Origin of the sequence: Curtobacterium sp. USHLN213, assembly GCF_037144815.1 — a bacterium.
In the GTDB taxonomy this organism is placed as follows: Bacteria; Actinomycetota; Actinomycetes; order Actinomycetales; family Microbacteriaceae; genus Curtobacterium.
Map to the genome: position 1 here is coordinate 36,351 of NZ_JBBCYQ010000007.1, position 13,477 is coordinate 49,827.

Sequence of the window (13,477 nt, forward strand, 5' to 3'; positions counted from 1 at the left end):
CACCGTTCACGACGGTGCAGCGAGGACGAGCGGGAGCGATGCCATGCCGACTGCGATCACGCCTCTGGGTGAGTACCTCCGCGCACGACGAGCACTCGTGCAGCCGCAGGACGTCGGCATCGTGTCGTCGACGCCGAGGCGGGTCGTCGGGCTGCGACGGGACGAAGTGGCCCGCCGCGCCGGGATCAGTCAGGAGTACTACCTCCGACTCGAGCAGGGCCGCGACCGCCAACCGTCGGACCAGGTGCTGCACGCCCTCGGCCGTGCGCTCCGCCTGGACCAGGACGCGGTGGACCACATGGACCGCCTCGTCCGGATCCAGACCGGCGAGGCTCGTTCCGACGACCACACGACGCCGGCTCGCGTCATGGACACGCTGAGCGGCCTCCTCGACCAGTGGACCGGGACGCCGGCGTACATCATGGACGGCAACCAGGACGTCCTGGTCGTGAACCCGCTGGCACGGGCGATGACGGGCGGCGGGCTGACACCCGGGGTGAACCTGCCGCTGGCGGTGTTCTCGCCGTTCGGCCGCGCGGTGATGGAGGACTGGCCGGAGGCCGCCGCCCGGACCGCGGCGACGCTGCGGTACGGGAGCGATCCCCGCGATCGGCGGCTGCAGGAGATCATCGGCACCCTGTCCGTCCGGGACCCGGATTTCCGGCGGCTCTGGGCACGGCACGACGCCCGCCCGTACCTCAACGGCTCGATCGACCAGGACGTGCACGGCCACGGCCGGGTGACCCTCACGTGCCAGACGCTCGAGGTCCCGGGCCCGCAGCGGTACGTGCTCACCGCCTTCCACGCGGCGGACGGCACGGACGGTGCGCGGGCGCTGGCGGCGCTGCGAGACGAGGTCACGACCGCTCGTGGACGACGCGCCGTCGAGGTCTGACCGCCGGGCGACGCCCTCGTCCCGCGGGCCCTCAACCGCTCGGCCCGGTGAGCGAGTCGCGGAGCGCCGCCAACTCCCGTTGCAGGGCGTCCAGGCGAGCAGGACGAACGCGTGCCGGCAAGGCGCGGAGCGCGCGGTCCACGTCGGCCAGCGCCTCGGTGGGTCGTCCGAGCTCCACCAGCACCGCCGCCCGCGAACGGAGCAGCAGCCCGATGGACGTCCCGGTGTCGTCCGGCAGCGTCCGGAGCCCGGCGTCGAGGACGTCGAGCGCTTCGCTCGGCGCACCGGACTCGAGGAGCGTGCTGGCGAGCGCCGCGCGGGCCAGCGCCTGCGCGTACCGAACGCGTTCGTCGACGGGGTCGAGCCCCTCCACGATGCCGTCGACCGCCGCTCGGAGCGCGGCGACCGCTTCGTCGTACCGACCCTGTGCCTGCAGGGCGAGGCCCAACATGCCCCGCGCCTGGTGCAGGAAGACCGGGTCGTCCTCGCTCTCGAACCCCGCGACCGCAGCGAGTGCGTGTACTTCGGCGGTGACCGGATCCCCGCGGTCGAGTGCGCTCCAGGCGACGTGGTAGTGCCCCCATGCGATCAGATCGACGGCACCGGTACGTTCCGCCGCGGCGAGCGCCTCGTCCGCGTGCTGCGTGGCCAGTCCGTGGTCGGCTCGTTCGACGTGCGCGGCCCAGGCGAGATGTCCCGCCACTCGTGAACGCGCGGCATCGTCCGCGAGCTCGTCCGCTGCTCGCTGTGCCACGAGGTCGAGCTCGTACCACCGTCCCCAGTCCGGCCAGAGGTTCCCGAACCACTGCAGCACGGTCGTGAGTGCGACCACGATCTCGTGCCACCCGAGCGCGGCGGCCCGACGGAAGGCCGGCCACCAGTGGTCGACCTCTCCGATGATCCAGTCGCGGGCGACGTCCTGATCGGCGTCCGGTTGTGCGACGGGGGCACGGCCGGGCACCACGAACGCGGACCCGGCCGCGAGGAGCCGGTCGAGCAACCACCGGGTGAGCCGCTCGCGTGCAGCTGCCTCGGTCCGGGCGTCTTCGCGGAGCCGCTCGAGCGCGAACAGCCGGATGATGTCGTGCACGCGGTACCGCGTGCCCCGGGGTTCGACCAGGCCGAGGTCGACCAGTCCCTCGAGTCGGGCCTCGGTCTCGTCTGGGCTCGCGCCGACCGCCGCCGCGACGACGTCGGCGCCGAACGTGACGCCGTCGAGTGCCGCGGTCGCCCGGAACACGGCGGCCGTCGCCGGGTCGAGGTCGTCGTAGGAAACCGCGATCGCCGCCGCGACCGAGACGTCGCCGGCCACGAGCAGCGTGAGCCGGCGATCGGTCGACCGCATGCGGGCGACGAGGTCCGCCACGCTCGTGGCCGGACGGCTCGCGATGCGGTTGGCGGCGACGCGGAGCGCGAGGGGGAATCCGTCGCACAGCGCGATGAGCTCGTCGACCGCAGCAGGATCGCGCTGCTCGGCCGGCACGATGCGTTCGAGCAGGCGACGACCGTCCTCCGGTCCGAGCACGTCGAGGACGATCCGGTCCGCGTCGAGACCCGCGAGCGTCCGACGCGAGGTCGCGACGACGGTCGACCGTCCTTCGACGAGCACGGGTCGGACCTGGTCCTCGCCTGAGACGTTGTCGAGGTGCACCAGCACCCGTTCGGCCGAGCACAGCTCCGACCACCGCGCCCTCGCTGCCGCCAACGTGCCGGGCGGATCGTCCGGGTCGCACTGTCGGAGGACGCGTTGGAGCACCTCCAACGCGGTCGTCGCCGGTCGGCCGTGTCCGGCGAGGTCCACGAACACGCGGCGCTCGGCGGCGGACGCTCGTCCGATCGCCTCCGTCACGAGCGCGGTCTTCCCGATGCCGGGTGGTCCGGAGACGACGACGACCGGCGGGCCCGACGGCCGGTCGAGGTCCGCGACGAGCCGGTCGAGTTCACCCGAGCGCCCGGTGAAGTCCGCCACGCGCGGCGGGCGGAAATCGGTGCGTCCGGTGTCCGGCCCCGCGCCCACCAGCGGCGCCCGGAGCCATCGACGTGCCGCGTCGTCGAGCCCGAGTCCGGAGACCAGCGCCTCGATCGTGCGGGGCTGCGGGTGGCGACTGCGGCCGCGCTCGATGTCGCTGATGCCCCGGACGCTCACGCCCGATCGTTCCGCGAGGGTCTCGAGCGTCATGCCGGCTGCGAGCCGGAGTGTCCGGAGCCGCGCTGCGAGGTCCGTGTCGCCCACGACGCTCCTCCCGGTCGGGGACAGCGTAACCTGAGTCGCGTCTCAGACGAGGTCCGTCGGCTCGTCCGCCTCGTCCTGCGGACGACGCGGGAGCAGGTCTGGCAACTCGGCCTCCGATGGCGGGGGGCCCATCGTGTACAGGGCCACCGCGGAGGCCTCCAACGTCGATCGGTTGCCGAACCGCGGCCACCGCCGGAGCATCTCGCGGACGAACCCACCGGCATCACCGTGGTCCGCGAGCACCGTCTCGACGTCGCCGAGGTACCTGCGGAGCGCGGCGACCTGCGGTCGAGCGGCGTCGGAACGGGAAGCCGGGTGCCGGTGACTCGCGATCACCCATGCCGGACGCAGCGCCTCGACGAGGTCGAGTGCCCGCGCCCAGCTCCGTCGGGAATCCGCGTCCGTGCCGACGAGCCACGGGTGCACGCGGTTGTAGACGAGGTCGCCGCCGATCACCGCGTCGAGGTGCCGGACCGACACCAGGCTCGTCGGCCGGTCGCCGATCCGTCCCACGTCGAACAGCTGCAGTGCATGGCCCTCGAGGTCGACGACCCCGGCCGGGTCGGGGGTCGGAGCGGTGAGGGATCCGGGGAGCCGTCCGGGGAACAACGACTCCCACCGGGAACGGTGTGCGGGCGCCGTCTGGTCGAGCGCACGCGTGGCGACGTCGGCGACGGCCGTCGCGACCGCGTCGGGGAACGCCCGCAGGACGCGACCGAGGCCGAAGAAGTGGTCTGCCTGGCCCTGGGTGACCACGACGGTCCGGAGCCGTTTCCCGCTGCCTCGGATCCACTCGACCAGGGCGTCGGCCTCGTCCGCCGTCATCAGGGCGTCGACGAGGACGGCGTCGTGTTCGCCGGAGACCAGGGTCGCCGTCGTGGGCGACCACGTCGCGGTGCCCGTGCCGTCGAGACCGGTGCGGGCGACGTCCCGGTAGCCTCCGAGCCACACGTCCATGGTGAGGGGGGCGAGGACCGTGCCCCCGGCGGTCCGGAGCCGATCCGCCAGCCACTGCCGGATGCGCTCGCGCTCGGACGCGGACGGGGCGGTGACCGCCTCGGTCGTCCACGTGACGAGGCTCCCCTCTGCCTCCTGGGACACGCGGACGACGCCGTCCACGTCGTCGACCGCCGAACCGCCGGGGACGCGAGCGCGATAGGCGACGACGCCGTCCTCGGTGCGGGAACGCTCCTCGACGACGCCGAGGTCGCCAGGGAGCCGCCGGATCCAGCGACTCGTACCGGGCGTGAGGAGCTCGGTCGCACCGTCGGGACCGACGTGCCCGTCGGCGAAGTCGACGAAGCGGGACCACGTCGCGCTCGGCGAGCAGTCGAAACGGGCGGCGACGGTGACGTGCGCCCGGCGGACCGGTGGATCGTGCACGACACTCCCTTCGCACTGCGCCGACGGTACGGGTCCGAGCAGGCGCGAGGGTGTCCCCGTCGGGGACACCTGGCGCATCCCGGGACCGGGAATGCGCCAGGATGGAGGAACCACGGCGCCGGACGCGCCGGCAGGGAGGGAGGACGGGTCGTGATCGCGACAGGGACACCGCTCGGCGACTACCTCCGAGCGCGTCGGGCGGCGACCCGCCCCGAGGACGTCGACGTACGGTCGCACACGCGCCGCCGGGTCCCGGGGCTCCGTCGCGACGAGGTCGCCGGGCTCGCGGGGATCAGCCAGGAGTACTACCTGCGGCTGGAGCAGGGTCGCGACCGCGCACCGTCCGAACAGGTCCTCCACGCGTTGGCCCGGGCACTGCGGCTCGACGATGCCGGCGTCCAGCACCTGCTGCGGCTCAGCACGGTGCAGCCGCTGGACGTGGCGGCGGCCGAGGCCGCGGTCTCGATCGAGGCGATGTCCGCCATCCTCGACTCCTGGCCGAACACACCCGCGTACATCATCAACTCCCGCCACGAGGTCGTGCTCTCGAACGCCCTCGCGCGGTGGGTGGTCCCGCTCGGGCTCGAGGTCGGCAGGAGCATCCCCGAGGTGGTCTTCACCTTCCCGGAGGTCCGAGCGCTGCCGACCTGGCCGGCGCTCGCCGACCGGACCGCACGCCGCATGCGGTTCTACGGGCACCCGTACGACCCCCGGCTCCACGAGACCGCGGCGAGGCTCGCCGAGGCGGACCCGGTGTTCCGCCGGCTCTGGGAGCGCCACGAGGTCGACCCGTACTACGACGGGGATGTCCGGCCCTCGGTCGACGGGTATGGACAGATCACGCTCCGCCACCAGACGTTCGTGGTCCCGAACACACCGGGGTACCTGCTCTGCGCGTACCACGCCGTGCCGGGGTCCGACAGCGCCGCCGCGCTCGCGGACCTCGCGGACCGCATCGCGGGCGCCGTCGCCCTCAGCTGAGCTCCGCCGATGTCCGCGACACGTCGAAGTTCTGGTCGAACAGGTCGTCGGGGTCCCACCGGGCCTTGAGGTCCCGCAGCCGCGCGAGCGTCGCCGGCGGGAACGCCTCGGCCACGGCGCTCGGTGCGTGATCGGTCTCGAAGCTCAGGTACATGCCGTCCATCCGAGGGTGCACGGACTCCCACGCGTCGTGGAACGCGTCGCCGCCCCGGACCGACACCGCAGTCACCGAGAAGTTCTGGTGCCGGTGCGCGTAGGCGGTCGCCGCCGGGTCGACGTCGTTGATCGCGCCGCCGACCGAGCGGATCTGGACCATGTCCACGCCGGCGCTGCGGAGCAACACCGCGATCCGGTCGGACAGGTCTTGGTCGAGGTGCACGGCCAGCCCGGTGTGGGTGGCAGCACGCTGCTGCCCGGTGTGCGGCGCACCGCTCGTCAGCGGTACCGCCGCGTACGGCGTCACGGCGGCCCGCTGCCCGGCCAGGCCCGGGATCCGCAGGAAGCGTTCGATCTCCGGGGCCGCCGCCGCCAGGTCGTCGCCGGCGTACACGATGGTCGCCTGCGCGAACGGCGTCGGCCCCGCCCCCAGGTAGAGGAAGGCTGACACCGGACGCGCCGCGGTCTCCACCGTCCGGCCCCAGGCTTGCAGGAACGCAGCGAGGTCGATCGGCTGGTACACCGCGGTGGTCTGCACGACGTCGGCGGTCTCCGAGGCCTCGAAGTCGAACGCCGTGACGATCCCGAAGTTCGCGCCGGCGCCACGGATCGCCCAGAACAGGTCTGGTTCCTCGTCGCCGGAGACGCGCCGTGCGGTCCCGTCCGCCGTGACGATCTCCGCGCCTCGCAGGCGGTCGATGGTGAGGCCGTGCGCACGGCCCATCAGGCCGATGCCACCGGTCGTGGCGAGGCCGCCGACCCCGACGTCACCGGAATCGCCGGAGCTGATCGCGAGGCCGTGCGGGGCGAGCGCCCACGCCACGGCGCCCCAGCGCGCGCCGGGCCCGACGCGGACCGACCGGCCGCCCCGGGGCTCGACGGACGCGAGGGCACGGAGGTCGATCACGTCGCCACCGGTGTTGGTGGCGATGCTGCTGATGCCGTGCCCGCCGCTGCGCACCGCGAACGGGCGCCCCGACGCGCGCACGATCGCGAGCGCCTCGGCGACCTCGGTCGTCGTGCGCGGGAGCAGGATCGATCCCGGTCGGCCGGTGCTCGAGTAGACGTGCTGCAGTGCGGCGTACCCGGTGTCGCTGGGTCGGACGATGTCCATGGTTCCTCGGTTCAGCGCACGGTGGACCCGGGACGCGGGCCCTCGGCTCGATCGGTGAAGTACTGCAGGGCGGTGCGGGCGAGCGGGCTGCTCCCGGCGACCAGGTGCGCGACGTGGTCGCCGACCTGGGTCGCGTCGATCCACCGCGGGTCGTCGATCCCGGCGGCCTGCCGGGCGCGGGTCCGGACCACCCCGAGCACGAGCTGCGCGACGCGTGGACCGCGTCCGCCGAGCTCGGCGTCCAGCGTCAGGGAGAGGGACTTCGTCGCCGCGGCGCTCAGCGCGACCCCGGCACTCCCGGGGAACGGGATGTCCGCGCTCATGCCGTTCAACTGCATGAGCACTCCGGTCCCGGTGATCCGCGGCAGGAACGCCCGGAAGACCCGGAAGACACTCGTCAGGTTGCCGTCCAGCAGGCGCTGCCACTCGTCGTCGTCGAGCGCCAGCGCCGGCTTGCGGCCCTGGTCGCCCCAGGATGCGAGCGACACGACCACGCCGTCGAACGCCCCGAACTCCTGCGCCATCGCGGTCACGTCGTCGTCCAGCCCGGGGTTCATCGCGTCGAGCACCCTCGTGTGCAGGGTGCCGGGGAGCCCGGCCGTCGCGAGCCGTGCCGCGACGGCATCGAGTCGCGCGCCGTCCCGTCCGGTCGCGATCACGGTCGCGCCCGCGGCGAGCATCGACCGGACCACGCCCTCCCCCACGCCGCCGCTGCCGCCGACCACGACGACCGTCCGTCCTGTCAGGTCCGCAGTGGGTGTCGTCCATGTGTCGATGGTGCTCATCGTCCGTGCTCCTCGTGTTCGTCTGCTTCCGGACGTCCGTCGTCCGGTCCGTCGCCGTCCAATCGGCGCATGTGCTCCTCGAGCGCGCGCAGTGCGCCGTCGAGCCCTGCCAGTGCTGCGTCGTCGAGCGCGTCGCCGAACCACGTCGCCGCAGCACGGAGGTGCGACCCGACGGCGGCCCGGTGGGCGGACCGCCCGGAGTCGGTGATCACGATCGACGATCCGCGCGCGTCCCGGAGGCCTCCGCGCCGTTCGACCAGTCCTCGTCGCTCGAGCCGGCGCAGCTGGTGGGCGAGGCGACTGGAGTCCCAGCCGATTGCCGCGGCGCACGTCGTCGGCCGGGCGTCGCCGCCCATGTCGACCAGGTGCGCGAGCACCGTGAACTCCGCCTCCGACAGGTCGGCTCCGTCGCGCAGGTCGGCGCCGACACGGCGGCGCAGCCGCTCCGTCACCACCTGGAGCCGTTGCCACGTGGCCAGTTGTCGCTCGCTCAGTCGCTGTTGCACAGCGGCTACAACTACCTGACGCGTCAGGTATTCCCGTCACGACCGCAGATCGGACGGGAGGCGCGGGTCGGGCCCGCACCGCGCCTCCCGTCCGCCGTCTCACGCGTCGGCGACCCGACGTCGAGCGGCCGCTCCGATGAACTCACCGAGTTCGAGTTCCAGGGCGAGCAGCTGGTCGTCGTCGAGACGCGCAGCACCGGCCGCCGCCCGTGCGCGGTACGACGGGCTCGCCATGCGTTCCTCGAAGGTGCGGTAGGCGGACTCGAGGTCGGCCTTCGGCGGGAGGGTGGCACGGTTGACCATCGCCTTCGCGGTCGCGAGCGCGTCGCCGTCGAAGGAAGCGAGGCGCCCGATGACGCCGGCCACGTACTCGTCGAGCTGGTCGTCGTCGAGCGCACGCGTCACCCACCCCCAGCGCTCGGCGGTGTCTGCGTCGTAGTCCGCGCTGGTCAGGATGACCTCCAGCGCGCGGTCACGTCCGATCTGACGGGGTAGTCGCTCCGTCCCGCCACCACCAGGGACGACCGCCGTGCCGACCTCGGGCTGTCCGAAGCGGGCGCGCTGCCGGCTCGCGTACCGCAGATCCAGTGCGAGCGCGAGCTCGTTGCCGCCGCCGCGCGTGCGCCCACGGATCACCGCGATCGTGATGTACCGGGCCTCCGACAGCGCGACGACGAGATCGAGCCAGGCCGCACCTCCGGGGAAGTCGTCGATCCGCGCGAGGTCGAAGTGGTTGAGGAAGAAGTCGTCGGTGCTGCTCTCGAAGACGAGCACCTTGAGGTCCGAGTCGCCCGCGAGCCCCGCGACGACGTCGGCCAGGCCGTGAACGGTCGCCCCCGTCATCAGGCCGACGGGTGGATCGGAGACGACCACGCGTCCGACCTCGGGTGACTCGCGGGTGAACTGCACAGCGGGCATCGGATCTCCGTTCGGTTGGTGCCAGCGACCGTACGGAGGCGACGGCCCGGGAGCGTGTCCCGGTCGGGGGCAGGCTGCCGGGCCGCGCGACCGGCGAAGATCTGGTCAGCGGAACGCAGAGGGCGCACCGCGGAGAGGAACACCCATGTCGACCGCCGAGAACACCGAGACCGTCGTGGGCTTCTACACGCAGTCGTTCAACGACGGCGAGCCCGAGGCCGCGGCATCGCGCGCCCTCGGCACGAGCTACGTGCAGCACAACCCCTCGGCCCCTGACGGTGCGGAGGCATTCATCGCCTACGTGCACTCCATGCGCACACGGTTCCCCGGACTCCACGTGGACGTCAAGCGGACCGTCGCCGAGGGCGACCTCGTTGTCACCCACAGTGCGTTCCACCTCGCACCGGGCGACCGCGGCATGGCCGTCGCGGACTTGTGGCGACTCGAGGACGGACGCATCGTCGAGCACTGGGACGTGATGCAGCAGGTACCGGAGCAAGCGGCCAACGCGAACACGATGTTCTGATCGAGCCGAGCGAGGTGTTCGGTCTATTCGCGGATGCCAGTAGTGGCGCCGATCGCGGATCCCAGTAAGGACGCGCGTTCCACGGGTTTCGGGATTCTGTTCCACGAACCGTCGAGACCGGGCGCGGCTCGAGCGGACGCTGGCCGTTGCCGCACCTCTGTAACGCGGTGCTACCCCTCCGCCTGCTGCCCCACGAGCGCGCCCACCACGCTCCAGAACTCGAGAAGCGCCTCTGCAGACACATCTGCAACGACCTCGAAACTAGCAGCGTTGACGCCGATGAGCTCCCCGTTATCTCCTTGGACGAACAACTCGGCGTCGGACCGCGCCAACTCGAGAGCCGCAGTCCTGGACAGGCCCAGCTGCTGCAGATCAACCACCAGCGGGTTGGTGGACCCGTACTCAACTAGCAACGCCACGTTCGGACCAGCCTCGTCAACGCCCACGGCCGCTACGGACAGCTCATGATAGTTCTGCGCGTAGCGAAGCACAGTGTGACGCAGCCCACCATCCAGATCCCGAAACGTGTTCTCGATGACAACGTTCAAGTGCTCGGGCGATGACCGGTCGAACGACTCAACCCTGAACGTGGTCGGCGCACTGTAGTCACGAACCCAGATCTTCCCCGTCGAGGCGTGATGAGCGATAGACGAAGCGATTACCTGGCTCACGGAGTCGCCGAGCACCCAAGACCGCATGACGCGCGCCCAGTACCAGTAATTTGCGTCGACCGCCTCAGCGCTCTTGCCCCGTATGAGCGGCGCCCGCCCCTGGCGTTCCTCAGTTTCCCAACGATACGATTCCCCCAGCGCACGAAGGAGCTGGTAATACACCTCAAGGTCTGAGAGATCCGCGTCGATAGGAATCAACCTTGCACGCGCACCTCCAGTCCGAATACGGTCTGCGACGGCAGTCTGATACTCGATCAGGATATCTGGAGAAGAGCGGATGATGTCGACCGGGAGGTTGTTGCGAGTCGCCAGCGCAGCGAGCGTCTTTTCACCATTAGCAGCTTTCGCTATGAACTTATCGCTCAGGAGGGTTGGAGTGCCCGCGATATGCTCGGCGGCGAGCACAGATGCGTAACGTTGCGCCGTAATTCGCCTGGACTGAGTCCAGCTCGACGAGCGTTCTCCTTCGAGGACCTTCTGCATATCGGTGAACGGGGCGCGCCGACGCCCTTCCTCTAGAAGGAAATTGCGAAGGACCTCCGACTTCGACTCCCCGACCAGATCGACAGTTCCTGAGTTCCAACGGTTCTTGACGTCGCGCAGCGCGATGACATTACCGTAAAATTCTTGAGCAAGACGCCCGGCACGCCCGATCAGGTTATTGAAGTCGAACGCCTTGAGAGCTGAAGTGCCCTGGGTGTCATGCAGTACAACAATGTTCTTCGCCGGCATGTTGACACCCTCGAGAAGCGTCGAAGTACAAACTACGAAGTTCACTCCAGACGATGAGTCTGAAAAGATTGCTTCAACTCGATCCCGCACTTCAGCCGGGATGACGCCGTGGTGGAAAACGACGCCATGCCGAACCGTTTCGCGCATGTAGTAGTCACGATGAACGGACTCGCGCAGGAACGTTCTCATCTCCGTTACCTGGGACGTATTGACCGGCGCTCGCAGGCCCGCGAGTTCACGCGCAAACTCAACCGCTCCCGCGGCAGAATTGATGTAGACGATAGTCTTCTCGCCAGCCGCTACGCGCACAATGAACTCCGCCGCCGATTCCACCGAGCCGTGTTGCAGTTGCGTCACAGTACCGTCGCCACTGAATACCTGGACATTTCCCTCGACAAGGTCGACAACCATTCGGCGCTGAAGGACTGCCCGTTCCACGACTTGCACCGACGTGGTCTCAACCCCGAAGACCTCACCCAAGATCTCAGGATTAGACACGTTCGGCGATGAAAATCCGACCACCGGCTGAAAACGCCGCAGCGCCTCGGTCAGCGCTTGGTAATATATGGGGGCTCGGTCATCCCCATCCTGGACTGCACGGTGAGCCTCGTCGACAAACACATGACTCAGCATTAGGGGGTCACTTGCTAGGAAGCGGAGCATCCGCTCAGGTGTGAGAACTGAAACTACTGCTTCTGCGTTTTCTCGTATGAGTCTTGGAATCACGGGATGAGACGAGACCGAAACACCCTCTCCCAGCTCGGTGCGCAAGTCTCTTTCAACTTGAGATATCAACGCAACCGTTGGCACGAGAACTATCGCAGTGAACTGCTCGGCCGGCAGCGGATCCTGCCTAGCCGCATCGACCGCATCACGAATGAGTTCTCGCAGGAGGAAGGATTTTCCGAGTGAGGTCGGACCGGAGAAGCTAAATCGCGGAGAATTTCGAATCTGGGAAGCAATTTGCCATTGCGCATCGGTTAGCACCCGCGCACCCGGCCGTGTACGATTTCGCTCCGCTTTCCAAGCTCTATGGAGTTCGCGGTCGATGGGCAGCGTTGATTCGGGAAGTGCGCTTTTGGAGAGCGTTTGAAGCCCAGGGAAATTCCCCAGCTGCAACAAGACCGCTTCCACGGTGGCGGCGATCTGCGCTGCAAGCTTCTTCTTCTGGTTTCGCACCCTTGCGGAGTGGTCAACTAGGTGAGTAACGAGTCGCAAAGCCTCCGCTCGATGACGTTGGCTTTCTGACTGAGACAACACGTCTGCATATCGAAGCATCCGGCGTATGTTGGTCGATGTCGCAGGATTGTAGGTCGTTGGCAAGCCGAGGAGTCGCGTTGCAGCCTGCAGGTCGAAGGCTGCCATCAGCTGAACATATGCTGGTTGCGCGACGATCACCTCGGAGAGCCTGGTCGCGATTGTTGCCCCGGTCAAGCTGCAGCCCCATTCTTGATTGCATGGGCCAAGTCCATCCGCACAGCCTCTATACCCCGTGGTTCGTCCGCGTCGAGATCTACAAGGAAGGGAACAGCGTAAATGTGGAAGTCGTAGTGCTTGAGACCATGCTTTGCTATCCGAGCCTTGATGTGCGGGACCTGACTCGCCAAGAGGTCTGCTGCTTCCCGATCAATGCGCGAAGCTAGCTCGTCGTCGCTTAAATCCTCCACACCCCAGGTCGTGACATCGATCTCGTAGCCAATCATCACCCCAAAAGAATTTGCGCGCTGCACCGTGGCCGCAAGTTCGGGGAGGAGGATCGCGCTGATAGCTTTGAGTGCTTCATCATCCGCGACTTCCTTGAGCAATTCGCTATTGATCAACCAGGCCTCAAACGCAAACCCACCTTTGGCCACTTTCGCCATCGACGCGAAGGCTGCGCGTATAGCGCTTTTCAAGCTTGTGCCGGGCCCCGCCTTGCCGTCGCCGTACATCTTTGACTCACCGAATATCAGCTCGAAAGTATCGTCGTCTCGCTGAAGGAGGTGCAACCCATCCGCGCCTTTGACGTAATCGTTACCAGAGGTCTTCAGTTCCATCTTGGTAAGAACCTTGGGTGCACCAAGATGCCCCTCCAAGAATCCGTAAAGCAGTAGCTCGCCTCCTTCGCCATTGAGTGGATCCGGAGTCCTGAAGCGAGCTTGAGCCTGGTTAACCGCTGCCGCAATCCGCTCCGGATCCGCGAAAGCCGCGGTAGCATTACGTCGAGAAAGCGCGTAGCGGAGCGCGGCTTGATTGAGCAGGCTGTACATTCCGTGAAGATCCGGGCTTCCGCCAGACATCTTGAGGATGTGCAAGTGGCACTGTGTTCTCTTCGAGATAGCGAGCGGGTCCGCCGCGTTGAAGAGAGCGAGGAAGTCATCTTTGAGCTTCAACGTCATCGGAAGGTAGTCACCCAGTTGCACGTGCCTCGCCCCTAAAGCCGTTCGATCCTCAACTCTTCGTAGCCTAGATGACGATCGCGCGTCTTCAAGCACAGACGCGCACGTACTGTGCGTTCGGTGCCAGGTGTCTCAGGCTTCGCCGCTAAGCACCGGCCATGGGGACTTGGTCTCGTTCTCTGCTGCCAAGGGCAAGGCT

At 68.5% G+C, this 13,477-nt stretch carries 11 protein-coding genes; 3 read left to right on the top strand and 8 right to left on the bottom strand.

From position 1 onward, the window contains the following. Window positions 1–43 precede the first annotated feature (43 nt). Window positions 44–895 (top strand): helix-turn-helix domain-containing protein, encoded by an 852-nt coding sequence (locus tag WFH25_RS10945; protein WP_336697671.1) that lies wholly within the window; start codon window positions 44–46, stop codon window positions 893–895. 31 nt (window positions 896–926) lie between these two features. Here the strand turns inward: WFH25_RS10945 and WFH25_RS10950 are convergent, their stop codons facing one another. Together WFH25_RS10950 and WFH25_RS10955 are read right to left on the bottom strand one after the other, a co-directional pair. After that, window positions 927–3,128, bottom strand: coding sequence for a helix-turn-helix domain-containing protein (locus WFH25_RS10950; protein WP_336697672.1), 2,202 nt, complete (start codon window positions 3,126–3,128; stop codon window positions 927–929). A gap of 42 nt (window positions 3,129–3,170) precedes the next feature. Then, window positions 3,171–4,511, bottom strand: coding sequence for an MBL fold metallo-hydrolase (locus WFH25_RS10955; protein WP_336697673.1), 1,341 nt, complete (start codon window positions 4,509–4,511; stop codon window positions 3,171–3,173). 150 nt (window positions 4,512–4,661) lie between these two features. On the opposite strand from WFH25_RS10955, the gene WFH25_RS10960 reads away from it, so the two are divergent. Then, window positions 4,662–5,492 carry a helix-turn-helix transcriptional regulator gene (locus WFH25_RS10960; protein WP_175473757.1) on the top strand — a complete coding sequence of 277 codons (831 nt, stop codon included), beginning with the start codon at window positions 4,662–4,664 and terminating at the stop codon, window positions 5,490–5,492. Here WFH25_RS10960 and WFH25_RS10965 read toward each other — a convergent pair. The 4 genes from WFH25_RS10965 to WFH25_RS10980 all read right to left on the bottom strand — a co-directional run bounded on the left by WFH25_RS10965 (window position 5,485) and on the right by WFH25_RS10980 (window position 8,971). After that, window positions 5,485–6,762, bottom strand: a complete 1,278-nt coding sequence (locus tag WFH25_RS10965) for an FAD-binding oxidoreductase (protein WP_336697674.1) — start codon at window positions 6,760–6,762, stop codon at window positions 5,485–5,487. The two genes, WFH25_RS10960 and WFH25_RS10965, sit on opposite strands and share 8 nt — an antisense overlap. Before the next feature lie 11 nt (window positions 6,763–6,773). Continuing rightward, complete coding sequence (locus WFH25_RS10970) at window positions 6,774–7,547, bottom strand: SDR family oxidoreductase (RefSeq protein ID WP_336697675.1); 774 nt, start codon at window positions 7,545–7,547, stop codon at window positions 6,774–6,776. Next, the gene (locus tag WFH25_RS10975; RefSeq protein ID WP_254790778.1) at window positions 7,544–7,999 is read right to left on the bottom strand and encodes a MarR family winged helix-turn-helix transcriptional regulator; all 456 of its coding nucleotides are present in this window, start codon (window positions 7,997–7,999) and stop codon (window positions 7,544–7,546) included. The genes WFH25_RS10970 and WFH25_RS10975 overlap by 4 nt, the downstream gene beginning before the upstream one ends. 153 nt (window positions 8,000–8,152) lie before the next feature. Further along, window positions 8,153–8,971 (bottom strand): enoyl-CoA hydratase/isomerase family protein, encoded by an 819-nt coding sequence (locus WFH25_RS10980; RefSeq protein ID WP_071295118.1) that lies wholly within the window; start codon window positions 8,969–8,971, stop codon window positions 8,153–8,155. A 145-nt stretch (window positions 8,972–9,116) separates the two neighbouring features. Between WFH25_RS10980 and WFH25_RS10985 the strand changes: the two genes are divergently transcribed. Further along, window positions 9,117–9,497: a nuclear transport factor 2 family protein gene (locus WFH25_RS10985; RefSeq protein ID WP_071295117.1), complete on the top strand. Its 381-nt coding sequence runs from the start codon at window positions 9,117–9,119 to the stop codon at window positions 9,495–9,497. Window positions 9,498–9,667: 170 nt separating this feature from the next. On the opposite strand, the gene WFH25_RS10990 is transcribed toward WFH25_RS10985, so the two are convergent. Beyond that, entirely contained in the window at window positions 9,668–12,265 is a 2,598-nt protein-coding gene (locus WFH25_RS10990; RefSeq protein ID WP_336697676.1) for a DEAD/DEAH box helicase, read from the bottom strand. A gap of 65 nt (window positions 12,266–12,330) precedes the next feature. Then, a complete protein-coding gene (locus WFH25_RS10995) occupies window positions 12,331–13,302 on the bottom strand; it encodes a HamA C-terminal domain-containing protein (protein WP_336697677.1) in 972 nt (323 codons plus the stop codon). Window positions 13,303–13,477: the final 175 nt, after the last annotated feature.